The sequence below is a fragment of the Pseudomonas sp. IPO3778 genome, from assembly GCF_013386825.1.
Taxonomy (GTDB): domain Bacteria; phylum Pseudomonadota; class Gammaproteobacteria; order Pseudomonadales; family Pseudomonadaceae; genus Aquipseudomonas.
In genome coordinates, this window is sequence record NZ_JACARC010000044.1 from 1 (window position 1) to 22,475 (window position 22,475).

Annotated in this window: 21 protein-coding genes and 1 tRNA gene; 11 read left to right on the forward strand and 11 right to left on the reverse strand. The window is 60.1% G+C overall.

Annotation, left to right across the window (positions count from 1 at the left end; genetic code table 11):
* Positions 1 to 96 precede the first annotated feature (96 nt).
* From HX855_RS23635 to colR, 5 genes are all read right to left on the reverse strand, one after another.
* Entirely contained in the window at positions 97 to 327 is a 231-nt protein-coding gene (locus HX855_RS23635) for a hypothetical protein (RefSeq protein WP_177084866.1), read from the reverse strand.
* Complete coding sequence (locus tag HX855_RS23640; protein ID WP_177084863.1) at positions 327 to 1,043, reverse strand: lipopolysaccharide kinase InaA family protein; 717 nt, start codon at positions 1,041 to 1,043, stop codon at positions 327 to 329. Before HX855_RS23640 ends, HX855_RS23635 begins: the two co-directional genes overlap by 1 nt.
* Before the next feature lie 4 nt (positions 1,044 to 1,047).
* Positions 1,048 to 1,728 carry a class I SAM-dependent methyltransferase gene (locus tag HX855_RS23645; protein ID WP_177084861.1) on the reverse strand — a complete coding sequence of 227 codons (681 nt, stop codon included), beginning with the start codon at positions 1,726 to 1,728 and terminating at the stop codon, positions 1,048 to 1,050.
* A gap of 188 nt (positions 1,729 to 1,916) precedes the next feature.
* Positions 1,917 to 3,197: a HAMP domain-containing sensor histidine kinase gene (locus HX855_RS23650; RefSeq protein ID WP_177084860.1), complete on the reverse strand. Its 1,281-nt coding sequence runs from the start codon at positions 3,195 to 3,197 to the stop codon at positions 1,917 to 1,919.
* Entirely contained in the window at positions 3,187 to 3,870 is a 684-nt protein-coding gene (gene colR / locus HX855_RS23655; RefSeq protein WP_003175870.1) for a two-component system response regulator ColR, read from the reverse strand. The genes HX855_RS23650 and colR overlap by 11 nt, the downstream gene beginning before the upstream one ends.
* 201 nt (positions 3,871 to 4,071) lie before the next feature.
* Between colR and HX855_RS23660 the strand changes: the two genes are divergently transcribed.
* The 5 genes from HX855_RS23660 to HX855_RS23680 all read left to right on the forward strand — a co-directional run bounded on the left by HX855_RS23660 (position 4,072) and on the right by HX855_RS23680 (position 10,410).
* Positions 4,072 to 6,021, forward strand: a complete 1,950-nt coding sequence (locus HX855_RS23660) for an LTA synthase family protein (protein WP_177084858.1) — start codon at positions 4,072 to 4,074, stop codon at positions 6,019 to 6,021.
* 54 nt (positions 6,022 to 6,075) lie between these two features.
* On the forward strand, positions 6,076 to 6,807 hold the full coding sequence (locus tag HX855_RS23665) for a phosphatase PAP2 family protein (protein WP_177084857.1): 732 nt from the start codon (positions 6,076 to 6,078) through the stop codon (positions 6,805 to 6,807).
* A gap of 74 nt (positions 6,808 to 6,881) precedes the next feature.
* The gene (locus HX855_RS23670) at positions 6,882 to 7,580 is read left to right on the forward strand and encodes a response regulator transcription factor (protein ID WP_177084856.1); all 699 of its coding nucleotides are present in this window, start codon (positions 6,882 to 6,884) and stop codon (positions 7,578 to 7,580) included.
* Positions 7,570 to 8,865 (forward strand): HAMP domain-containing sensor histidine kinase, encoded by a 1,296-nt coding sequence (locus HX855_RS23675; RefSeq protein ID WP_177084855.1) that lies wholly within the window; start codon positions 7,570 to 7,572, stop codon positions 8,863 to 8,865. Before HX855_RS23670 ends, HX855_RS23675 begins: the two co-directional genes overlap by 11 nt.
* A gap of 117 nt (positions 8,866 to 8,982) precedes the next feature.
* On the forward strand, positions 8,983 to 10,410 hold the full coding sequence (locus tag HX855_RS23680) for a glycosyl hydrolase family 8 (RefSeq protein WP_177084854.1): 1,428 nt from the start codon (positions 8,983 to 8,985) through the stop codon (positions 10,408 to 10,410).
* A 128-nt stretch (positions 10,411 to 10,538) separates the two neighbouring features.
* On the opposite strand, the gene groL is transcribed toward HX855_RS23680, so the two are convergent.
* The 4 genes from groL to HX855_RS23700 form a co-directional block, all read right to left on the reverse strand.
* Entirely contained in the window at positions 10,539 to 12,182 is a 1,644-nt protein-coding gene (groL, locus tag HX855_RS23685) for a chaperonin GroEL (protein ID WP_177084853.1), read from the reverse strand.
* A gap of 50 nt (positions 12,183 to 12,232) precedes the next feature.
* Positions 12,233 to 12,529: a co-chaperone GroES gene (groES, locus tag HX855_RS23690; protein WP_003208599.1), complete on the reverse strand. Its 297-nt coding sequence runs from the start codon at positions 12,527 to 12,529 to the stop codon at positions 12,233 to 12,235.
* Between the two features lie 248 nt (positions 12,530 to 12,777).
* Positions 12,778 to 13,254, reverse strand: a complete 477-nt coding sequence (locus tag HX855_RS23695; protein ID WP_008433587.1) for an FxsA family protein — start codon at positions 13,252 to 13,254, stop codon at positions 12,778 to 12,780.
* A 66-nt stretch (positions 13,255 to 13,320) separates the two neighbouring features.
* Positions 13,321 to 14,052, reverse strand: a complete 732-nt coding sequence (locus HX855_RS23700) for a HugZ family protein (protein WP_010170017.1) — start codon at positions 14,050 to 14,052, stop codon at positions 13,321 to 13,323.
* A 75-nt stretch (positions 14,053 to 14,127) separates the two neighbouring features.
* On the opposite strand from HX855_RS23700, the gene HX855_RS23705 reads away from it, so the two are divergent.
* Positions 14,128 to 14,886: an SDR family oxidoreductase gene (locus HX855_RS23705; RefSeq protein WP_177084852.1), complete on the forward strand. Its 759-nt coding sequence runs from the start codon at positions 14,128 to 14,130 to the stop codon at positions 14,884 to 14,886.
* A gap of 1 nt (position 14,887) precedes the next feature.
* Here HX855_RS23705 and HX855_RS23710 read toward each other — a convergent pair whose 3' ends face one another.
* Positions 14,888 to 15,895 carry a DUF481 domain-containing protein gene (locus tag HX855_RS23710; protein ID WP_177084850.1) on the reverse strand — a complete coding sequence of 336 codons (1,008 nt, stop codon included), beginning with the start codon at positions 15,893 to 15,895 and terminating at the stop codon, positions 14,888 to 14,890.
* A gap of 154 nt (positions 15,896 to 16,049) precedes the next feature.
* On the opposite strand from HX855_RS23710, the gene HX855_RS23715 reads away from it, so the two are divergent.
* From HX855_RS23715 to HX855_RS23730, 4 genes are all read left to right on the forward strand, one after another.
* Positions 16,050 to 16,412, forward strand: a complete 363-nt coding sequence (locus tag HX855_RS23715; protein WP_177084848.1) for an MGMT family protein — start codon at positions 16,050 to 16,052, stop codon at positions 16,410 to 16,412.
* A 43-nt stretch (positions 16,413 to 16,455) separates the two neighbouring features.
* Entirely contained in the window at positions 16,456 to 17,997 is a 1,542-nt protein-coding gene (locus tag HX855_RS23720; protein WP_177084846.1) for an AmpG family muropeptide MFS transporter, read from the forward strand.
* Between the two features lie 187 nt (positions 17,998 to 18,184).
* Entirely contained in the window at positions 18,185 to 19,900 is a 1,716-nt protein-coding gene (locus HX855_RS23725; RefSeq protein ID WP_177084844.1) for a proline--tRNA ligase, read from the forward strand.
* A 20-nt stretch (positions 19,901 to 19,920) separates the two neighbouring features.
* On the forward strand, positions 19,921 to 20,874 hold the full coding sequence (locus HX855_RS23730; RefSeq protein WP_177084842.1) for a hypothetical protein: 954 nt from the start codon (positions 19,921 to 19,923) through the stop codon (positions 20,872 to 20,874).
* Between the two features lie 115 nt (positions 20,875 to 20,989).
* Here HX855_RS23730 and dinB read toward each other — a convergent pair whose 3' ends face one another.
* The gene (gene dinB, locus HX855_RS23735; protein ID WP_076015374.1) at positions 20,990 to 22,048 is read right to left on the reverse strand and encodes a DNA polymerase IV; all 1,059 of its coding nucleotides are present in this window, start codon (positions 22,046 to 22,048) and stop codon (positions 20,990 to 20,992) included.
* A 291-nt stretch (positions 22,049 to 22,339) separates the two neighbouring features.
* Between dinB and HX855_RS23740 the strand changes: the two genes are divergently transcribed.
* Positions 22,340 to 22,416 (forward strand) — tRNA-Met (locus HX855_RS23740).
* The last annotated feature ends 59 nt before the right edge of the window (positions 22,417 to 22,475 follow it).

Genomic DNA, 22,475 nt, shown 5'->3' on the forward strand with positions numbered 1-22,475 from the left:
CAGCAACGGATATGCACACAATCCCCCCCTTCACAAACCCAAGCCCAAAGAAAAGGCCTCGAACCAGCGAGGCCTTTTCTTTGGGCTTCAATCTCTTCAACTTTGTGGCCTCATCCCTTGGGACATCCCAAACATGAACAACAACAAATCATGATCAGGCTTGGCCGCAACACCGACCTTGGCGATCCGCGGCATCGGGCACTGCTGCCCGACACCCTGCACCGCACTGAGGACTTGTGTCCGGGGCTGCTCCCACGCAGCCAGGGCCAGGGCAGCAATGCCCAACGCCCCCAACAGAAACAAACCTCGTGCAATTTCTAGCTTCATTACGTTAAACCCTTGATAGCGCTGCCAAACGCCGTCTCGTAAAAGTAGCTCAGTTTCTTCCAGTCCGTAGGGTTCCACGACGAATGGCGGCGCAGTTGCAACATGTCATGCCGCGCCGCCCGCAACGCGGTCAACCGCTGACGGCACTTCTCGAAATCCAGCAGCGCCACTTCAACCTTGGCCCCATCGCCCTCGCCCGTCACCCGCACGAAGATATGCTTGATATAGAGGCAACCATGCTGCCAACGCCCCTTGTGCATCCGCGCCAGGGTCCCGGCGAGTTCCTTGAGCAGGCGCTCATGCACCCGCTCACCGTACTGCTCACGACCACCCGCGGCGTACCAGTTTTCGATCTCGTCGAAACCGTCCAGCGACGCCGTCACCAACAACGCCTTCCATTGGTGCTCCGGGTCGCGACGGGCTTCGCAGAACACCATTTCCGGCACTCGCACATCCAGCAAACGCAGGCCCTTGAGGGCGTCACGCTCACGTAACACGGTGGGGCGTCCAAAAGGATGGAGCCAACTGCGGTAGATATGGCCGGTCTGGCGCTTGCTGTAGAGCAAACGGCCATTGGTGCCCATCACCCGTTGCACGCCACTTTCACCGCCACGACGACGATTGGGTTCCTCAACCCACTCACCCTCCTGACGCCAGAAATAATCAAATCGCTCCTCGGGAGCTACTTCACTACCTGCTAAACACTCAACAGCCATCCTGTTACCTCTTGCGCAATACATACACTCGCCACATGGCGTAGAGCGGTATGAAGTCCAGAGACTCCTGAACACGGAAACCGGCCTGTTCAAACTCTGCCTCAACAGTAGCAGCCGGTAACACGAACCGATTTTGGTAACCTTCCTGCTCACCTTTATTGCGACGCCGCACTTCAGCACGCTTGCGTTTCCAGGCCTTGAAGTTGCCGTCCACCCACAACGAGATAATCACGCTGTCGCGGGTAACCCGCTGAAATTCGCGCAGTATTGCCAGCCTGTGCTCGGGGTCACCAATGTGGTGCATCAAGCGCATGCAGAAAATGCTGTCGACCGCGTTATCTGGCAAATCGATATCAAAGGCAGACGTTTGCAAGGGGCGTACCCGTTTCACCACATCCGCCGGTTGGGCGACGGTGGCGATCTTCAACATCGACTCCGAATTGTCGGCGCCGATGATCACGCGGTTGGGCTTTTCGGCCAGCAACGGCCAGAAACGCCCGGCCCCACACGGCAAGTCCAACACCAGGCCAGGCTCACCGGCCATGGCCAGCGCGCCGCGCGCCAATTGCTCGTCGCGCTTGTGGGACAACCGGCGAGCCAGATTGTCCTGATGTTTGAGCAAATAATTCTGCGCGTGCTGATCGTCGTACTTTTCGGAAAATTCGAGCTTGATCGGAGTAGGCATCAACGGGTCTCCAGTTGCTGATGCCTACAACCTTAAGCAGAATCCTGTGATCAACAGGTCAACACATTGTGAAAAACTTGTCCTGTCGAATCGTATACATTACAAAACTTTGCAGACACAAGTCGTGGCATGGTGCCATCTTCGGCGAAAAACAGGGAGTCTGCCGCAGGGTAGCGGCAGCGCGGGCATCAGGCGTTGACCTGACTCAACTCGACGTGAAAGCGGCAGCCGTTGGGCTCCATGGTGCTGAGGCTGACGCTCCAGCCCTGGTTCTCGCAGATGCGCTGGACCAGGGACAAACCCAACCCCAGACCTTCGCCGCGTTTTTCACTGCCACGCACGAACGGCTCGAACATCGCTTCGCGCTTGTCCTCGGGAATCCCCACGCCCGTGTCTTCTACCACAAAACCATTCGGCTCCAGGGTAAGGCGGATCAAGCCATGCTCGGTATAGTGCAGGGCATTACGCAGAAGGTTGCCCATGACCGCGTGCAGGAAGGTCGCGTTGTAGCGGGTGTCCAGCGGATTACCCGGTTGATAGATCAGCTCCAGGCCTTTGCGCTCGATAGGCTCACGCCATATCCCCAGAAGGTCTTCGGCCACCTGCGCCAGATTGGCCTGGGGCGACATGCCGGCCTCTTCGCGCTGGGCACGGGCCAGCATCAGGAAGGTCTGCACCAGTTCGCGCATTTCCTCACAGGCCCGAGCGATCCGCTCAACCTGTTTGCGACCGCGCTCATCAATCGCCGGGTTCTCCAGCAACAGTTCGCAGGAACTGGCGAGCACCATCAGCGGGGTGCGCAACTCGTGGCTGACGTCACTGGTAAACAGCTGCTCCCGGGACAACGCTTGGCGCAGACGGCCCAACGTCGCATCGAAGGCCACCGCCAGTTCACCGACTTCATCCGCCGCGTAATCCGGCGCCAGGGGCGGCGCCAGGCCAAGTAGCTGGTCGCGATGCCGCACCTGACGCGCCAGGCGTACCACCGGCGCCATGACCTTGCGAGCCAGGACCCAGCCGAGGAATACCGCCAGCGCCAGGCTAAGCACAAACCCCACCAGCACCACGGCAAACAGCACGCGCTCGCGCTCTTCGAAATCGCTCTGGTCTTGCAGCAGGACATAACGGCGGCCATCGACCACCTCGACCATGGCGTGGTAGGACAGCGCCTCGCGGAACACCTCATGAAACCCAGGCTCCAGGTGGCGCAAGTCCTTGGGCAGTTCGAAATCGCCGGGGCCGCCGCTGAAGTAGAACAACTGGTCGGGCTCGGGACGGTGGCTCCAGTCCTCGACGCTGTCCATCAGCAGCAGGCGCTGCAAGTCACCGCCGAGGCCTGCCGAAATGAGTTTTTCTTCCACCAGGTGCACGGTCGCGACGATGCCCATGGCGAAGGCCCCCGCCACCAACGCGCTCATCAAGGCAAAGGCAATGATGATCCGTTGGGCAAGGCTTTGCTTAAACTCCATCACGACCCTCGGCCAGGCGATAACCCACACCGTGCACCGTTTGCAGCAACGGCTTGGCGAAGGGTTTATCAATCACCTGACGCAGTTGATGGACATGGCTGCGCAAGCTGTCGCTGTCCGGGCAGTCATCCCCCCACAGGGCTTCTTCGAGAATCTCGCGGCGCAACACGTGAGGGCTTTTTTGCATCAGCACCGCCAGCAGCTTCAGGCCGACCGGGTTGAGTTTGAGCAGGCGCCCTTCGCGGGTGACTTCCAGGGTATCGAGGTCGTAGCTCAGGTCACCGACTTGCAAGGCACGGCGACCGCCGCCCTGGGCACGCCGCAGCACCGCTTCGATGCGTGCGGCCAATTCCGACAGCGCAAACGGCTTGAGCAGGTAGTCATCGGCGCCGGACTTGAAGCCCTGCAGCCGGTCATCCAGTTGGTCGCGGGCGGTGAGCATGATCACCGGCGTGTCGCGACGCGCGTCTTCACGCAGGCGTTTGCACAGGGTGTAGCCATCAATGCCAGGCAGCATGATGTCGAGCACGATCAGGTCGTAGTGTTCGGTGGCAGCCAGGTGCAGGCCCGACAAACCGTCCTGCGCACAGTCCACGGTGTAGCCCTTCAGCCCCAGGTAATCGGCCAGGTTGGCCAGAATATCGCGGTTGTCTTCAACCAATAAAATTCGCATGGGCAGTGTCTCCGTACGCGGTAACGGCCGTGTTGGCTCGCGCAGCTTAAGGCCAAGTATGGCTCACGGCTAGGCCTGAAGGCCGCGTCGATTACTGTTTTCAACTGATTGCGAGACTTAACGAGTTTTTCACTATAGGTTCACAACCTGACTACAGTGTCAGCGCGAAGATCGCGCCCATCGATAATAAGGAACATTGACATGGGTTTTCCAAAAACGGCGCCAATGCGCTATTTGCTGTTGGTAACCGGTGCCTGGCTGGTTGTTTTTCTACTGACCCGCATTCTGCTGCTGGTGACCCATCTGGACGAAGTGAGTGGCAACCTGCTGCCGGTCTTTGGCGTGGGCCTGCTCTATGACCTCGGTTTCCTCGCCTATGCCGCCCTGCCCCTTGGCCTCTACTTACTGTTATGCCCACCGGCGTTATGGCGCCGCCGAGGCCATCGCTGGTTCCTGCAGGCGGTACTGACCGTCAGCCTGTTCGCCATGCTGTTTACCAGCGTTGCCGAATGGTTGTTCTGGGACGAGTTCGGCGTGCGCTTCAACTTCATTGCCGTGGATTACCTGGTGTACTCCAAAGAGGTGCTGAACAACCTGCTGGAGTCGTATCCGATCGGCAAGCTGTTGAGCCTGCTGGCGGTGACGGCGATTGTCCTGAGCCTGGCCTTGCGCAAACCATTCAACGCGGCCATGCATGCGCCACTGCCGGTGATGCGCAAACGCCTGCTCAACGCCTTGGGTTTGTTGGTGGTAGCCGGCCTGAGCCTGCAACTGATCAACCAGGACAGCCCGCGCAGCCATGGCGGCAACGCCTACAACAACGAACTGGCGAGCAACGGCCCCTATCAGTTCTTCGCGGCCTTCCGTAATAACGAACTGGACTACAACCAGTTCTACCAAAGCCTGCCGGCCGATGTGGTCGCCAAGCAATTGCGCGCCGAACTCAGCGAGCCCAATGCACGGTTTATCGGCACCGATCCGCTGGATATCCGTCGTGCCATCACCAACCCGGGCACCCTGCGCAAACCCAATATCGTGCTGGTGACCATCGAAAGCTTCAGTGCCAAGTACATGGGCAGCAACGGCGACGCGAATAACCTCACGCCCAACCTCGATGCGCTGCGCAAACAAAGCCTGTACTTCAATAACTTCTACGCCACCGGCACCCGCACCGACCGCGGCCTGGAAGCCATCACCCTGGCCATTCCGCCAACACCGGGGCGCTCCATCGTCAAGCGCATCGGCCGGGAAAGCGGCTTCGGCAGCCTGGGCCAACAACTCAACGCCATCGGCTATGACAGCGTGTTTGTCTACGGCGGCCGTGGCTACTTCGACAACATGAACGCGTTTTTCAGCGGCAACGGTTACCGCGTGGTCGACCAGAGCAGCGTGCCCGAAGCTGAAATCAGCTTCAAAAACGCCTGGGGCATGGCCGACGAAGACCTCTATAAACAGACGCTGAAACTGGCGGACGCCGACTACGCCAAACAGCAACCGTTCCTGCTGCAATTGATGACCACCTCCAACCACCGGCCGTACACCTACCCGGCAGGCCGCGTTGATATCAAATCCGGCGACGGGCGCAATGGCGCGGTGAAGTACACCGACTACGCCATCGGCCAGTTCCTGGAGGCGGCGCGCCAGAAACCGTGGTTCGACAACACGATCTTCATCTTCGTCGCCGACCACACGGCCGGCAGCGCGGGCAAGGAAGACCTGCCGATGGTCAATTACCAGATCCCGTTGTTCATCTACGCGCCCAAACTGATCGACGCCGGTGAAAACGCGAAGCTGGCCAGCCAGATCGACCTCGCGCCGACGCTGCTGGGCTTGCTCAACCTGAGCTACGAATCGACGTTTTTTGGCCGCAACCTGCTGCAGGACAACCCGCTGCCGCCACGGGTAGTGGTCGGTAACTACCAATACCTGGGCTTGTTCGACGGTAACGACCTGGCGATCCTCAGCCCACGCCAAGGCCTGCGTCGCCATGACCAGGCACTGGGCGACAGCCATGAAACCCGTGTGGGTAGCGATGACCCTTTGATCCAGCGGGCCATCACTTACTACCAGGGCGCCAGTTATGGCTACAAACAACAATTGCTGAGCTGGAGGGCGCCCAAGGACGAGGTTCCCCAGGTGAGTGCACGCTAACCAAAATGCCCCGGCCAGGTCTGGCCGGGGCTTTTTTTAGAGTCTGAGTTCGCCATGCACACCCCTGCTTTTCGTCCGGTTTCCAAACCCCTCAACTTTTGGCTGGGCCTCGGCGTGCCTGCCATTCTGGCGGTGGCCATGCTGCTGCTGGAACTGACGTCGCTGGACATGGACGTGGCCAAGTTGTTTTACAACGCTGCCGAAGGCGGCTTTGTGGGCCGACACAGTTTTTTTCTGGAAGACATTCTTCACGATCGCGCCAAGCAGATGGTGATTGTGTTTTCGGTGCTGGCAATCGCCGGGTTTGCCGGGGCATTTATGGTTGAGCGGCTTAAACCCTATCGCCGGGAACTGGGCTGCCTGGTGCTGTCCCTGGCGTTGGCCACTTCGTTTGTTTCGCCGTTGAAGACGGTGACCGGGGTGCAATGCCCGTGGAGCGTCAAGGAGTTTGGCGGCCAGGAAACTTACAGCGAATTGCTGAGCCCCCGGCCGCCCACCGATAAGCCGGGGCGTTGCTGGCCCGGCGGGCATGCGGCGACCGGGTTTGCCTTGTTTGCGCTGTTTTTTGCCCTGAGGGATCGCCGCCCGCGGATGGCGCGTGGGGCGTTTATGTTTGCCCTGGGGCTCGGCACGGTGCTTTCGGTGAGCCGCACAATGCAAGGGGCACACTTTCTTTCCCACAACGTGTGGACGGCAATTTTCAGCTGGCTGATCTGTTTGGGGGCGTATTATTTTTTACTGTACCGGCCCGTGAAAACATCGCCGATGCAGGCCGCAACCGCTTGATGAACAGCCCTTGCCTCACCGGGGGCAAGGGCGCAACACTCTGCGCACTTTTCCGGCAACGATCCCGCTGAGCCATGTCCGATACCCTGCTGCTGATCGAAGACGACTTGCCCCTGGCGGCACTCACGGCCGAGTTCCTGCGCGCCGAGGGCTTTACCGTGGCGGTAGAACACCGTGGCGACCGCGCCGCCCAACGCATCCGCGATGAGCAGCCGGCACTGTTGATCCTCGACGTGATGCTGCCAGGCATCGACGGTTTTACCCTGTGTCGGCAGATTCGCGACCATTACCCCGGGCTGATTCTGATGATGACCGCCCTGGACGAGAACGCCGAGCAACTGGTGGGGTTTGCCGCCGGGGCCGACGACTACGTGGTCAAGCCGATCGACCCGCAGCTGTTGTTGGCGAGGATCCGCTCGCTGCTGCGCCGCCACCCCCAGGCACCCCGCAGCTACTACCAGTGGGGCGCGTTTCGGCTGGACCTGAACAACCACTTCGCCTGGCTTGGCGAAGCATCCTTGCAGTTCTCGGTGGCCGAATTCGAGTTGCTCGCCATCTTCGCCCGCCACTGCGGCGTATTGCTCACCCGGGAAAAACTGCTGCAACGCCTGCGCGGCCTGGAGTACGACGGGCTGAATCGTTCGATTGATATGCGGGTGTCGCGCTTGCGCAAAAAACTGATGAGCCTTGAGTGCCCCGTGACCATCCAGACCATCACGGCGCAGGGTTACCTGTTCGTCGAAGTCCCGACGGGGAGCGAGCATGCTGTCTAACGTGCGTCCCTGGATGGCAATCGCGGCCGGCACCGGTTGGGCGGCCCTCACCCTTTACCTGTTGTGGCTGTGCACAAACGCCTCGGTGTTTGTCGGCGAGTACAGCTTTCTGCGCCTGATGGCCGGTCCGGGTTATCTGGTGGCCGAGCAACTCAACGCCTTGCCCGTCGAACAGCGGGAGGCACGTATCGAGTCGCTGCAAGCCCGCTTCCAGTACCCGGTCAGCCTGGTGAAAAAGGATGATATCGAGCTGCCGCCCGAAGCCATGGTGATGCTGGAGCACCATCAACCGGCGCAGAACAGTGATGAGGATGTCACCTACTTCCCGCTGGACGATGACACGGTGATTCAATTCGGCCCCATGTGGGGAACCGCCGAAACCAAGGACCTGCTGCAATTTCCCGTGTATTGGGTGACCGCCTGTGTGGCCGGCCTGCCGGTGATGGTGTTTCTCTGGGTCGCATTACGCACCCGACGCAAATACCGCCACGACCTCAACACCCTCAATGCCAGCCTTGGCGCCCTCGCCCGCACGCCCAACACCTTGCTGCCGGCGATGAGCCAGGAGTGGGCGCCGCTGCTGCAGACCCTGCGACGGCATGCCCAGGACATTACCTCGATGGGCGAACGCCACCGGGAGGTTTCCCAGGCGGTTTCCCACGAACTGCGCACGCCACTGGCCCGGATGCGGTTTGCCCTGGCACTGCTGAGCAAAAGCGCCGACCCCGACACCCGCACCCGCCTGCAGGACCGCTTGCAAACCGACATCGAAGAGCTGGAATCGCTGGTTCGCGCCAGCCTCGCTTTTGCCCGGCTGGCCGATGCACCCAGCGATCTGCAGCATGAGCCGATCAATATCCATGACTGGCTGCAGCAAGAGTTCGCCCTGCTGGACGGGCACCATCGCCTGCTCACCCTGGACACCGACCCGGCCGACCTGGAACTGATCGGCGACCGCGCCCTGCTGCACCTGATCGTGCGCAACCTGCTGAGCAATGCCATCAACTACGCCCGCGAGCGGGTGAACGTCAGCGCGTCGCGCCAGGCTCAGCACCTGGTGCTGCATGTGGACGATGACGGCCCCGGTGTGCTGCCGGAAAACCGCGAAAAAATCTTCGAGCCCTTCGTTCGCCTGGCCATGGGCGGCGACGAACCCAGCGGGTTCGGCCTGGGCCTGGCGCTGGCCAAGCGTGCCGCCCATTGGCACCGTGGCGAACTGTCGATTACCCGCAGCCCGTTGGGCGGTGCACGCCTGACCCTGACCCTGGCGCTACGCCCGGGTTAGGCTGTTACAGCCTGTGACAGTGGAATGTGCACGCGGTCGCTAACCTCGCGACCTGATTCAGGATCGCGCGCGCCATCCTGAACCCATGCCCTTTGGATCAGGTTGGAGAGTCACTTCATGCATCACCCTAAACGGCATCTGCCCACGCTGGTGTTATCCCTGTGCATGGCCGCCGGCTCATGGTCGGGCAGCCTCTTGGCCCAGAGTGTTCATGCGCCCTATTACCCCGGCACCATCCTGCCCAATCGCCAGCCGCAGGCGATCATGGATCAACAGCTGGTCACGTTCTACAAAGACTGGAAGGCGGTTTATCTGTCGGGGGAATGCGGCAGCGGCCGGTATTTCGTCAAGGTCAACGCCGACCACAAACCCGTGGGCGGCGGCACGGCGCCTGGCACTATCACGGTGTCCGAAGCCCATGGCTACGGGATGCTGCTCACGGTGATGATGGCGGACTATGACACCGACGCCCACAGAACCTTCGACGGCATGGTGCGCTACTTCCAGGACCATCCGGCAGCGTCCGACCCGGGCTTGATGGCCTGGAACCAGGTCGAGGGCTGCGGTGACGCTCCCGACCGCTTTCGCGGTGACGTCAGCGCCACCGACGGCGACCTGGACATCGCCTACGCCTTGCTGCTGGCCGACCAGAAATGGGGCAGCCAAGGCACTGTGGATTATCGCAGCGAGGCCAACACGGTGATGGCGGCGATCATGAAACACGAGGTGCACCCCAAGACCCACCATGTGATGCTCGGCGACTGGGCCGGCACCGACGGCGACGCTGAACTGGAGTACACCACCCGCAGCTCGGATTTCATGCCGTCGCACCTCTACAGCTTTTTTGCCATGACCGGGGATAAACGCTGGCAGGCGGTTCGCGACAAGACCTATTCGATCATCAACACCTTTACCCAACGCTACAGTGCCAACAGCGCCCTGGTACCGGACTTTATCAGCCACCTGGACACCTCGATCACCCCCGCGCGGCCTGAGCTGATGGAAGGCAAATACGACGGCGCTTACGCGTGGAATGCCGCCCGCTATCCGTGGCGCATCGGCCTGGATTACCTGATGTACGGTGATCCAAGGGCCTTGGCCACCTTGACCACCTTCAACCGCTGGGCGCGCTCCACCACTCACGATGAGCCTGGCGCATTCAACAGTGGCTATCGGATCGACGGCAGCGTCATCGAGGAAGAGCAGAATGAGCCGGCCTTTGTGTCGGCACTCGGGGTCAGCGCGATGATCAGCGCCGACAATCAGCCGTGGCTCAATAACATTTGGGACAACCTGCAGCGCCGGTCCCTCCGAGACCAAGACTACTACGGCAACACCCTCAAACTGCTGGGCATGGTCATCATGTCTGGCCATTGGGAGCGGCCCCAACCTGCGCCCATCAAAAAAGCCGCACACATGCCTGTCCATCCGTCATCCGGCACTGCGGCACCGGGACCCGTGGCATCTTTGCCGCCCGCCTCGCACCTGATGCTGGCCCGCGGCTTCATGTTCAAGAAACTCCTGGGGCGCCGTGGCGTCAGTTGAAGCACGTACATAAAGCGAGACGCGGAGCGTCGGTGGCGGCATTCCCACGCAGCGCGGGGGAACGATCAAAAAAAAACCCCGCCTGCATCGCTGCAGGCGGGGTTTTTCAGTATCGGGGTAAGGCTGGCTTACATCATGCCGCTCATACCGCCCATACCGCCCATATCTGGCATACCGCCGCCAGCTGGAGCGTCATCTTTGATCTCGGCGATCATTGCTTCAGTGGTGATCATCAGGCTGGCAATCGACGAAGCCGCTTGCAGAGCCGAACGAGTCACTTTAGCCGGGTCCAGGATGCCCATTTCGATCATGTCGCCGTATTCGCCGGTAGCAGCGTTGTAACCGAAGTTACCCGAACCCTGCTTGACCTTGTCGACCACTACGCTTGGCTCGTCGCCGGAGTTGGCAACGATCTGGCGCAGCGGTGCTTCAACAGCACGACGCAGCAGAGCGATACCGACGTCTTGGTCAGCGTTGTCGCCTTTGAGCTCGGAGATAGCCTGCAGAGCGCGAACCAGTGCCACGCCACCGCCAGGTACCACGCCTTCTTCAACGGCTGCACGGGTAGCGTGCAGGGCGTCTTCAACGCGGGCTTTCTTCTCTTTCATTTCAACTTCGGAACCGGCGCCAACCTTGATCACTGCAACGCCGCCGGACAGCTTGGCCAGACGCTCTTGCAGTTTTTCACGGTCGTAGTCGGAAGTGGTATCAGCCACTTGAGCGCGGATCTGGGTAACACGTGCCTGGATGTCAGCTTCAACACCAGCACCGTCGATCACGGTGGTGTTTTCCTTGGTCACGGTGACGCGCTTGGCATTACCCAGGTGTTCCAGGGTAGCGCTTTCCAGGCTCAGGCCGATCTCTTCGGAGATAACGGTACCGCCAGTCAGAACAGCGATGTCCTGCAGCATGGCCTTGCGACGATCGCCGAAACCAGGTGCTTTAACAGCAACCACTTTCACGATACCGCGCATGTTGTTCACAACCAGGGTCGCCAGGGCTTCGCCTTCAACGTCTTCGGAAACGATCAGCAGTGGGCGGCCGGCTTTGGCAACAGCTTCCAGAACTGGCAGCAGTTCACGGATGTTGGAGATCTTTTTGTCAACCAGCAGGATCAGCGGGCCGTCGAGCTCGGCGGTCATGGTATCTGGCTTGTTGACGAAGTACGGGGACAGGTAGCCACGGTCGAACTGCATGCCTTCAACAACCGACAGTTCGTTTTCCAGGCCCGAGCCTTCTTCAACGGTGATCACGCCTTCTTTACCGACTTTTTCCATGGCTTCGGCAATGATGTCGCCGATGGAGCTGTCGGAGTTGGCCGAGATGGTGCCGACCTGAGCGATTGCCTTGGTGTCAGCGCATGGCTTGGACAGGGACTTCAGCTCTTTGACAATGGCGATGGTCGCCTTGTCGATGCCGCGTTTCAGGTCCATCGGGTTCATGCCGGCAGCGACGGCTTTCAGGCCTTCGTTGACGATCGACTGAGCCAGAACGGTGGCGGTGGTGGTGCCGTCGCCTGCGTCATCGTTGGCACGGGAGGCAACGTCTTTGACCAGCTGCGCGCCCATGTTTTCGAAGCGATCTTTCAGCTCGATTTCTTTGGCGACGGAAACGCCGTCCTTGGTGATGGTCGGAGCGCCGAAGCTCTTCTCGATGATCACGTTGCGGCCTTTAGGGCCCAGGGTCGCTTTTACTGCGTCAGCCAGGACGTTGACACCGGCGAGCATTTTCTTACGGGCGGAATCGCCGAATTTAACTTCTTTAGCAGCCATGATCGATATTCCTTAAATACTTTGTAGTAACGGGAAGATGAGCGGGGAAATCAGCCTTCCAGAACAGCGAGAATCTCGTTCTCAGCCATTACCAGCAGGTCTTCGCCGTCGATTTTCACAGTGTTGCTGCCGGAGTAAGGGCCGAAAACAACCTTGTCACCCACTTTCACAGCCAGCGCACGTACTTCACCGTTTTCCAGGGTTTTGCCTGGGCCAGCAGCGAGAATCACACCGTGGTTGGCTTTTTCAGCAGCCGAACCTGGCAGAACGATACCGCCAGCGGTTTTCTTTTCTTCTTCACTGCGACGGATGACGACGCGGTCATGCAGAGGACGAAGCTTGCTCATTGTCGATCTCTCCTAATTGTGTTTTTCATCGGCCGGTGTCAATTCCGGCTAGTTAAATTCCGGCGGTGCCGGTCGCGGTTCGCGGTGCGAAACGCGGAAGTCTGTCTGATGTCGCCACCAGAAACCTTGCGGTGACCGTTACATAAGGGCGCATAAGCTTATTACAAGGGTGCAGAGATGAAAATTTTTGTGTCGGGAGCGTCTTTAAAAGCCACACGGCACCCGAAGGTGCCGTGCCAGTGAGGAGATTACTTGGGGTCGCGGTGTTCGAACTCGCCTTCGATCACGTCACCTTCACGCCCCAGGGGCTGGCGCGGAGCCGGGCCGCCGCGGGGTTGCAGGTCGTCGGCAAAGGCGCGCTGGCGGATCGCCGCCTCTTCGGCACGCTGGCGCATCTTGCCCGCCAGCAGCTTGCGAGTGAAAGGCAGCAGCATCACCAGGCCGACCACATCGCTGATGAAACCCGGGAGGATCAGCAGGCCACCGGCCAACGCCATCATCAGGCCTTCCAGCATGGTCTGGGCCGGCAGTTCGCCGCGATTCAGGCTTTCACGGGCACGCAGCGCCGTGGCCAGGCCGGCGACGCGCAGCACCAGAACGCCGAGCATCGAGCCGAGAATGATCAGCAGCAGCGCCGGGAAAAACCCGATTGCCCCGCTGACTTGTACGAATACGAACAGCTCCAGCACCGGAAACAACAAAAAGAGCAACAAAAAAGGGCGCATCAAATGGTTCCTCAACGCAAGAATGCCTTGCTACTTCACCTTAGATGACGTCGCCGTTTCGTGAATTCAAGCTTCAGCGGCTGCTTTTTTCGGCCAGACCTCGGCGTGAGCCAGGAAAACCAAGGCTTCGCGTACTTGTGTCGGCGTGTTGCAAGGCTCTGCAAAGGGCAGCCAATAGAGGGCCTGGCCAATGCGCAGGTGCATGCCTTCGCTGTCGATACCGGCCAATTGCGCAGGCTCGGAAGTCGGTAGCCCAGCCAGCTCGACGTAGTGAGCGATGGCCTTGGTGTGGTCGCTGTTCATGTGCTCGATCATGCTCAGCTCGGCCTTGCCGGCGAACGGGTTGGCCAGGGTCAAGTTGTCGACCCAGTGGATCGCGCCAAACCCGCCGATGTAACGGTGGCGCACCGGCTTGAGCACCCAGAAGTCAAAATCATGGGCCTTGTGGTAGTTCGCAGAGTCCGGGAAGTAGCGGTAATAACGCTCGGCGGCGGCTTCAATCGCAGCACTGTCTTCGAGCTTTTCGGCTTCGGCCAGGTAGGTCAGGCGCCCTACGGCTTGCACATCGTCCGCCTCACGCTCACCCACCAACAGGGAGCACTTGGGGTCTTTCTGCAGGTTATGGGTGTGCTGTGCGATTCGGCTGATCAGGATCAGCGGCCGGCCCTCGGCGTCCAGGCAGTACGGCACCACTGAGCCAAACGGGAAACCGGGCATGGCCTTGGACAAGGTGGAGAGTGCCCCACGGTATTCCTTGAGCAGTAGTTCTCGGGCATTCTTGGCAACGTGCGCGCTCAACTTATGACTCCTTTGATAAATTTCGTCAAAAAACAAACTTGGATAGCCGCTTAATTCTGCCCACAGGACTTGCGAATGCATCTCAACGACAAAGTAATCATTATCACCGGCGGTTGCCAGGGTTTGGGCCGTTCCATGGCCGAGTATTTTGCAGGCAAAGGCGCTCACCTGGCGCTGGTGGACCTCAATCAGGAAAAGCTCGACCAGGCGGTGGCCGCCTGCAAGGCCCACGGCGTGAAGGCTCGGGCCTATCTGTGCAACGTGGCCAATGAAGAACAGGTCACCCAGACCGTAGCGCAGATCGCCGAAGACTTTGGTGCGATCAACGGGCTGATCAACAACGCCGGGATCTTGCGCGACGGCCTGTTGCTCAAGGTCAAGGACGGCGAGATGACCAAGATGAGCCTGGCCCAGTGGCAGGCGGTCATCGACGTCAACCTCACCGGGGTGTTCCTGTGCACCCGCGAAGTGGCGGCAAAAATGGTGGAGCTGAAGAACCAGGGCACCATCATCAATATTTCGTCGATCTCCCGCGCCGGCAACGTCGGCCAGACCAACTACTCCGCCGCCAAGGCGGGTGTCGCGGCCGCTACTGTGACCTGGGCCAAGGAGCTGGCGCGCTATGGCATCCGCGTGGCGGGCATTGCTCCGGGGTTTATAGAGACCGAGATGACCCTGGGCATGAAGCCCGAGGCCCTGGAGAAAATGACGTCGGGCATTCCCCTCAAGCGTATGGGGCGGCCTGAGGAGATTGCCCATTCGGCGGCGTATATCTTCGAGAACGATTACTACACCGGGCGGATTCTGGAAATGGACGGCGGCTTGCGCCTCTAAACTACCAGGTGACGCCGAACCCTGCGGTGTAGCGGGTCTTGCTCAACGCGCTTTCCGAGTCGCCACTAATAATGTCGCGCTCGGCCTTGAGGTTGAGGGAGGCCCATTCGGTGACTTTGTACCGCAGGCCCATTTCTGCATCCAGGGAATAAGCGGACGGACCTGACAGCGGCTTGCCCACCTCGCCGTTGGTGAAGAACTCCACCGTCTTGCCCACCAGGAAGCGGTTGTAGTTCCACTTCATGGCCAGCGAGTAGAAGTTGTCGGTGCCGCCTTCCTGATATTCGTAATCGGTGCGGTTGACCAGCGAGCCAAGGGAGAACGCCCCCAGTTCATCGTCCCAGAATTGATAGCCCGGGCCGGTACCCACGGTGCGTTGGCGGGACAGGTCTTCAACCTTGTCACGCTTGTAGGTCAGGCGGCCCTGCCAGAACCAGTGCTCGGTAAGAAACCGGTCCAGGTCGTATTCCAGCGCCCAGTTGTCGGTGGTGGTCACGTCGTCCTGGAATTCGCGGTTGTATTCGCCCTGGGCGGTATGACGCCACTGGCCATGACGGGCGGTGGTCTTGAAGTCGATGTCGTAGTCGTTGGTGTCTTTTTCCGCACGCTTGTAGTCCAGCGCCATGTCGACATTGCCCTTCCACACCAGGTCTTCGATCACAGGCTTGGGCTTGATGATCTGCTGGATGCTGGCCAGTTCGACGGTCTTGGGCGCCTCGCCGTTGGCCAGGGTGACTTTGCCGTCATCGGCCGCCTGCAGGGACTTGGCCTTCTCACCGGTGTAGGCGTCCTGCTTGACCAGCAACTCCTGATCGCTTTCCAGGGTCTTCACCTGCTTCCAGTCCACCGGGATGGCGCCGGCGTAGTCGGTCTGGATCAGCAGTTTGCCTCCGTCGAAAACCTTGATTTTGCCGGTCAGGCGGTCACCGTTCTTCAACCAGACGGTATCGGCGAGCAACGGCGTGGAGGCGCTGAAAACAGCGAGGCACAGCAGGGTTCTGGACAACATAAGCGGATATGGGGCTCGAGTTTGGCGAAAAAACGGGCATTATCGGGTTGGATAACTTCTTAGCAAGGACTGACTCGGGTATTTGTATCGAGTTCCATTCTCAGGGTTACATTTGCAGACATTTCCTACGAACAGACGGATATTTCCTTCGGACATGCCCACCGTGATCGAATCAACCGACGCCCCGCAGAGCCCCGCTGAAATGCGCCGCACCGTGCTGTACCTGACCCTCGCCCAAGTGCCCGAAGGCTGCGTGATCAGCTACGGGGAGCTGGCGCACCTCGCCGGTTTGGGTCGCGCCGCACGCTGGGTGGGCCGCACGCTGAGCCAACTGCCCGAGGACACCAAACTGCCCTGGCATCGCGTGTTGGGTGCCGGTGGTCGGATAAGTCTGCCGGTGGGCAGTGCCTCAGGTGACGAGCAACGCGCGCGTTTGCGCGGCGAAGGCGTCAGCATCCTGAACAATCGTGTTGATATTCAGCGTCATGGCTGGCGCCCGGTAGAGCACAGCGGTTAGAGTGCGCGCTTTATTTGCGTAATTCTGAGGCAGACTCCAGCCCATGCCCCGTAAAACCTGGCGCGCCGCGCTCGCCGCCTATGCCAGCCCCTCGACGTTAGTGCTGTTGCTGCTCGGCTTTGCTGCCGGCTTGCCTTACATGTTGGTGTTCTCGACGCTCTCGGTGTGGTTGCGTGAGGCCGGTGTGGCCCGCGAAACCATCGGTTACGCGAGCCTGATCGGCCTGGCCTATGCCTTCAAGTGGGTCTGGTCGCCCTTGCTCGACCAGTGGCGCCTGCCACTGCTGGGCAAGCTCGGACGTCGTCGTTCCTGGTTGGTACTGTCCCAGACGCTGGTGATCCTCGGATTGATCGGCATGGGGTTCTGCGATCCGCAAAAGCACCTGTCCTGGCTGATCGCCATCGCGGTTATCGTCGCCTTCGCTTCCGCCACGCAAGATATCGCCGTCGACGCCTACCGCCTGGAAATCGCCAGCGACAGCCAGCAGGCCGCGCTTGCCGCCAGCTATATGTCCGGTTATCGCGTGGCCGCCCTGCTGGCCACCGCCGGCGCACTGTTTTTCGCTGAAGGCTTCGGCTCCACCGGCTTCAATTACAAGCACTCGGCATGGGCCGGCACGTACGTGCTGTTCGGCGCACTGATGGTGCCTGCGCTGCTGACCACCCTGTTCATGCGTGAGCCCAATGTGCCACTGCGCACCCAATTGCAGGCCGGGCGCTACAGTTTTGCGCATCAACTGGTGTCGGTGTTCGTGTTGATCGTGCTGCTGGTGTCGGTGCCGGCGATGTTTACCCAGCTCTACAACACAGACTTCGCCAGCGTGCTATTCCATGGTGTCAGCCTGCTGGATCTGCTGCTGGAAGACCGCGCGTTCCTGCGGGCCATCCTCTATATCATCCTTACCGCCCTGTGCCTGTCGACCATGGGCCGCCGGGGCCTGGCGCCGGTACTCACGCCGGTCAACGACTTCATCCTGCGCTACCGCTGGCAGGCGTTCCTGCTGCTGGGGCTGATTGCCACCTATCGCATGTCGGACACCGTGATGGGCGTCATGGCCAACGTGTTCTATATCGACCAGGGCTTTACCAAGGACCAGATCGCCGGCGTCAGCAAGGTCTTCGGCCTGATCATGACCCTGCTGGGTGCCGGCATGGGCGGCCTGCTGATCGTGCGCTTCGGGATCCTGCCGATCCTGTTTATCGGCGGCATTGCATCGGCCGGTACCAACCTGCTGTTCGTGATGCTCGCCGACAGGGGCCCGGACCTGCAGATGCTGATTTTCACCATCTCCCTGGATAACTTCAGTTCGGGCATGGCGACTTCAGCGTTTGTTGCGTATCTATCGAGCCTGACCAACTTGAAGTTCTCCGCCACCCAATACGCCTTGCTCAGTTCGATCATGCTCTTGCTGCCCCGCTTGATCGGTGGGTATTCGGGGGTGATGGTCGAGAAGTTCGGTTACCACAACTTCTTCCTCATCACCTGCCTGCTGGGTGTACCGACGCTGATCCTGATTGCCGTGCACTGGTTCCAGGAAAGCCGGCGGATTCGCTTGAATCCTCCCGAGGACACCTCCCCCCTGTAGGAACGAGCTTGCTCGCGAAGCACTCACAGGCACCGCATTTACCCCGGTTTCCCGTGTAATCGTTGACGATCTTCGCGAGCAAGCTCGCTCCTACAGACAGCTCTGCATCCTGATGCCTGTACGTCGGCAGCAAGCGCCCGTACAATCCAACGTCATTTCAAGTCCAAGCAACCGACAACGGCCTACCATGCGCACCAGTCAATATTTGCTCGCCACACAGAAAGAAACGCCTTCCGACGCGGTCGTGATCAGCCATCAGTTGATGCTGCGCGCCGGCATGATCCGCAAACTGGCCTCGGGCCTGTACACCTGGCTGCCCATGGGCTTGAAGGTGATGCGCAAGGTCGAAGCCATCGTTCGTGAAGAAATGAACGCGGCCGGCTCTCTGGAAGTGTTGATGCCGAGCACCCAACCGGCTGAGCTGTGGCAGGAATCCGGGCGCTGGGAAGAGTACGGCCCTGAATTGCTGCGCTTCAAGGATCGTCATGGCCGCGACTTCTGCGCGGGCCCGACCCACGAAGAAGTGATCACCGACCTGATGCGCAACGAGTTGAGCAGCTACAAGCAGCTGCCCCTCAACCTGTACCAGATCCAGACCAAATTCCGTGATGAGATCCGCCCACGCTTCGGTTTGATGCGCGGCCGCGAATTCATCATGAAGGACGCCTACTCGTTCCACCCGGACCAGGCGTCCCTGCAGGTCACTTACGACCGCATGCACACCGCGTACTGCAACGTGTTCACACGCCTGGGCCTGAAGTTCCGCCCGGTAGAAGCCGACAACGGTTCCATCGGCGGTGCCGGCTCCCACGAATTCCACGTGCTGGCCGAGTCCGGTGAAGACGACATCGTGTTCAGCAACGGTTCCGACTACGCGGCGAACATCGAGAAAGCCGAAGCCGTGCCACGGGAAACCTCCCGCCCTGCGCCGGCTGAAGAGCTGCGCCTGGTGGATACCCCGGAGACCAAGACCATCGCGGCCCTGGTGGAGAAATTCAATCTGCCGATTGAAAAGACCATCAAGACCCTGATCGTGCGCGCCGAGGAAGAAGGCAAGCTGATCGCCCTGGTGATCCGTGGCGACCACGAGCTCAACGAAATCAAAGCCGCCCAGCAGCCAGGCGTTGCCAGCCCGCTGGTGATGGCCACCGACGCCGAACTGCGCGACGCCATTGGCGCCGGCGCCGGTTCCCTGGGCCCGCTGAACCTGCCGCTGCCGATCATCATCGACCGTTCGGTAGAGCTGATGAGCGACTTCGGCATCGGTGCCAACATCGACGACAAGCACTACTTCGGCGTGAACTGGGAACGTGACCTGCCGGTACCCACCGTTGCCGACCTGCGCAACGTGGTGGCCGGTGACCCAAGCCCGGACGGCAAGGGCACCCTGGAAATCAAGCGCGGCATCGAAGTCGGGCACATCTTCCAGCTGGGCAACAAGTACAGCAAGGCGATGAAGTGCGAAGTGCTGGGCGAGAACGGCAAGCCGATCACCCTGGAAATGGGTTGCTACGGCATTGGTGTTTCCCGTGTGGTAGCGGCGGCGATCGAGCAGAACAACGACGAGAAGGGCATCATCTGGAGCGACGCCCTGGCGCCGTTCCAGGTTGCCCTGGTACCGCTGCGCTACGAAACCGAGCAAGTGCGCGAAGCCACCGACAAGCTGTACGCCGAACTGACGGCTGCCGGTTTTGAAGTGCTGCTGGATGACCGGGACAAGAAAACCAGCCCGGGCATCAAGTTCGCCGACATGGAATTGATTGGCATCCCACACCGGATCGTGGTCAGTGACCGCGGCCTGGCCGATGGCAATCTGGAATACAAGAGCCGGACCGAAGCCGAAGCCCAACCGTTGCCGGTGGCTGACGTGCTGTCTTTCCTTCAGGCGCGTATTCGTCGCTGAAAACCAGATCAAGAGTCGTCATGTTCAAGCGAAACACCATAGCCCTGGGGGGCGCCACGTTATGTGGCGCCCTGCTGGTCAGCGGCTGCGCCAACCAAATGTCCCAACGCAGCGAACACGAGGAACGTATCGAGCGCAAATTGCTCGATCACAGCCTGCAGATCGATGTGGGCGAGCCTAAGGTGCTGGAGCTGCCGCAACGCCGGGTTCGCATTCACGAGCAAAAGACCTTCGAGGTCACCGAATTCGAAGTCAGCCGGCGCTACGACCGCTACACGCCCTACCAGCCCTGGCGCAAGCTCTATGAGATGCCTCTTGGCGCGGTCGCGCTGGTGGCAGGGGTCGGCGCCAACGTGGCGAATATCTTTGCCCTGGGCAACCTGCCTGCCAGCATGACCCGGGACTGGCTCACCTACGGCGTGGACGGGATCAACCCGTTCATGAACGTGCAATCCAACGGCCGCGCACAACAGAACCTGGCGGGTATCGATGAAGTCCAGCGCGACAAGCGCGTGGAGTATTCAAGCCTGCCCTGGAGCGAGCGCCCGGTGCAGGTGACCGCCGGCAAGCAGACCTTTGACCTGACCACCGATCGCAATGGCGTACTGCGCCTGAACCTGTTGGACAGCCCGTTTGCCGAGCAGGACCTGAACCGCATCAGCACCCTGAAGATCAGCGTTGAAGATGCCCAGGACGACGTGCACTCGGACTCATCCCTGGCCATCAGCAGCACCCTGCGGGGCAAATTGCTCGAAGCTCATGCGCTGATCTACGACGACCTGGAAGACGACGAAGTCAACGAGTGGGTACACCGGGTCAAACGTCTGTCGGAGCTGGGCCTGGAAGAAGAAGCCAGTGAGCTGGAACAAAGCCTCATTGAGCTGACCCGCAATGATCCTGAGCTACAGCAGGAATTCCTGCAGGCCTTGACCAAGGACGCGGGGCGTCTGGTGGCGGATCCTGAGGCACGCTGAAGCCTTTAAATGTGGGAGCGGGCTTGCTCGCGAATGCGGCGTGTCAGCCAGCATATGCATCAACTGACACACCGCATTCGCGAGCAAGCCTGCTCCCACATCTGGTTTTCGGTTTCTACCAGGGGAATTGGAGCTGCTCGTTGCCGCTGCTCAAATCCAGCAATCGAACCCCAATCCCCAGCAATCGCACCGGCTTGCCGCCACGATTGAACGCCTGGGTCAGCAACTGCCGATAACTCTCAAGATCCCGCCCTGCCCCGGCCTGTTCCAGGGTGGTCTGGGTAAAGTCGTGAAACTTCACTTTGACGAACGGCTTGCCCGCCCGATAGCTGCTGTCGATACGCGCCATGCGCCCCGCCAGGGTGTCCATCAGCTCGGGCAGCTTTTCCAGGCAACTGGGCAAATCCGGCAGGTCGACATCGTAGGTGTTTTCCACGCTGATGGATTGCCGGCGACTGTCGTTCTGCACCACCCGGTCATCGATCCCACGGGCCAGGCTCCAAAGCCGCTCGCCGAAGCTGCCAAATTCCCGCACCAGCGCCAGCTTGTTCCACTCCCGCAGTTGCAGACAATCCTCAATTCCCAGCCGCGTCAGTTTGTCGGCCGTCACCTTGCCCACACCGTGGAGCTTTTTCACCGGCAACGCCGAGACGAAGTCTTCCACCTGGTCAGGGGTGATCACAAACAGCCCGTTGGGTTTTTTCCAGTCGCTGGCGATCTTGGCGAGAAACTTGTTCGGCGCCACGCCGGCAGAAACGGTGATGTGCAATTGGTTGGAGACCCGCCGGCGAATGTCCTGGGCAATGCGCGTGGCGCTGCCGCCGAAGTGCGGGCTGTCGGAAACGTCCAGGTAGGCTTCGTCCAGGGACAAAGGCTCGATCAGGTCGGTGTAATCGCGAAAGATCGTCTGGATTTCCTTAGACGCTTCTTTATAGGCATCCATGCGCGGCTTGACGATGGTCAGGTCCGGGCACAGCTTCAACGCGTGCCGGGACGACATGGCCGAACGCACACCATAAGCCCGGGCTTCATAGTTGCAGGTCGCGATCACGCCACGACGGTCTGCCGAGCCGCCCACCGCCAGGGGCTTTTGCGCCAGGGTCGGGTCGTCGCGCATCTCGATGGCGGCGTAGAAGCAATCACAGTCGACGTGGATGATTTTGCGCTGCGTCATATATAAGGCAGTGGTTCAGGGCAGAAAACGAACAGGTGGGCAGTATCTCACTGACACCTGTATATAGCACCAGTAGTTTGAATCTTCCGCCTAAGCGGTAGGAAAATTCCTCGATGAATTCATTTTCTCAATCGAAAGCCACCCCCCAATAGAGCTGAAAGCCTTGGCCAGACTGGCCCCGAGGCCTATCAAGGGGCCACCTTGGAGAGCTAACCGATTGAACCACAAGCGCTTTTCTTTGAATCAGCGGTTGACACACCCGCGTTCCTCTGTAGAATGCCGACACACAGACGCGGGATGGAGCAGTCTGGTAGCTCGTCGGGCTCATAACCCGAAGGTCGTCGGTTCAAATCCGGCTCCCGCAACCAAACATCAAAAAAGGCTACTCGAAAGAGTGGCCTTTTTTGTGCCTGTCTGTTTTAGCCCC

Coding starts and splice junctions, on each gene's coding strand:
- dinB (WP_076015374.1), bottom strand. CDS start 22,048: ATGACGCAGCGCAAAATCATCCACGTCGACTGTGATTGCTTCTACGCC.
- HX855_RS23635 (WP_177084866.1), bottom strand. CDS start 327: ATGAAGCTAGAAATTGCACGAGGTTTGTTTCTGTTGGGGGCGTTGGGC.
- HX855_RS23645 (WP_177084861.1), bottom strand. CDS start 1,728: ATGCCTACTCCGATCAAGCTCGAATTTTCCGAAAAGTACGACGATCAG.
- HX855_RS23665 (WP_177084857.1), top strand. CDS start 6,076: ATGCACACCCCTGCTTTTCGTCCGGTTTCCAAACCCCTCAACTTTTGG.
- groL (WP_177084853.1), bottom strand. CDS start 12,182: ATGGCTGCTAAAGAAGTTAAATTCGGCGATTCCGCCCGTAAGAAAATG.
- HX855_RS23670 (WP_177084856.1), top strand. CDS start 6,882: ATGTCCGATACCCTGCTGCTGATCGAAGACGACTTGCCCCTGGCGGCA.
- HX855_RS23660 (WP_177084858.1), top strand. CDS start 4,072: ATGGGTTTTCCAAAAACGGCGCCAATGCGCTATTTGCTGTTGGTAACC.
- HX855_RS23720 (WP_177084846.1), top strand. CDS start 16,456: ATGCCCCGTAAAACCTGGCGCGCCGCGCTCGCCGCCTATGCCAGCCCC.
- HX855_RS23705 (WP_177084852.1), top strand. CDS start 14,128: ATGCATCTCAACGACAAAGTAATCATTATCACCGGCGGTTGCCAGGGT.
- HX855_RS23715 (WP_177084848.1), top strand. CDS start 16,050: ATGCCCACCGTGATCGAATCAACCGACGCCCCGCAGAGCCCCGCTGAA.
- groES (WP_003208599.1), bottom strand. CDS start 12,529: ATGAGCAAGCTTCGTCCTCTGCATGACCGCGTCGTCATCCGTCGCAGT.
- HX855_RS23725 (WP_177084844.1), top strand. CDS start 18,185: ATGCGCACCAGTCAATATTTGCTCGCCACACAGAAAGAAACGCCTTCC.
- HX855_RS23695 (WP_008433587.1), bottom strand. CDS start 13,254: ATGCGCCCTTTTTTGTTGCTCTTTTTGTTGTTTCCGGTGCTGGAGCTG.
- HX855_RS23730 (WP_177084842.1), top strand. CDS start 19,921: ATGTTCAAGCGAAACACCATAGCCCTGGGGGGCGCCACGTTATGTGGC.
- colR (WP_003175870.1), bottom strand. CDS start 3,870: ATGCGAATTTTATTGGTTGAAGACAACCGCGATATTCTGGCCAACCTG.
- HX855_RS23650 (WP_177084860.1), bottom strand. CDS start 3,197: ATGGAGTTTAAGCAAAGCCTTGCCCAACGGATCATCATTGCCTTTGCC.
- HX855_RS23675 (WP_177084855.1), top strand. CDS start 7,570: ATGCTGTCTAACGTGCGTCCCTGGATGGCAATCGCGGCCGGCACCGGT.
- HX855_RS23680 (WP_177084854.1), top strand. CDS start 8,983: ATGCATCACCCTAAACGGCATCTGCCCACGCTGGTGTTATCCCTGTGC.
- HX855_RS23710 (WP_177084850.1), bottom strand. CDS start 15,895: ATGTTGTCCAGAACCCTGCTGTGCCTCGCTGTTTTCAGCGCCTCCACG.
- HX855_RS23640 (WP_177084863.1), bottom strand. CDS start 1,043: ATGGCTGTTGAGTGTTTAGCAGGTAGTGAAGTAGCTCCCGAGGAGCGA.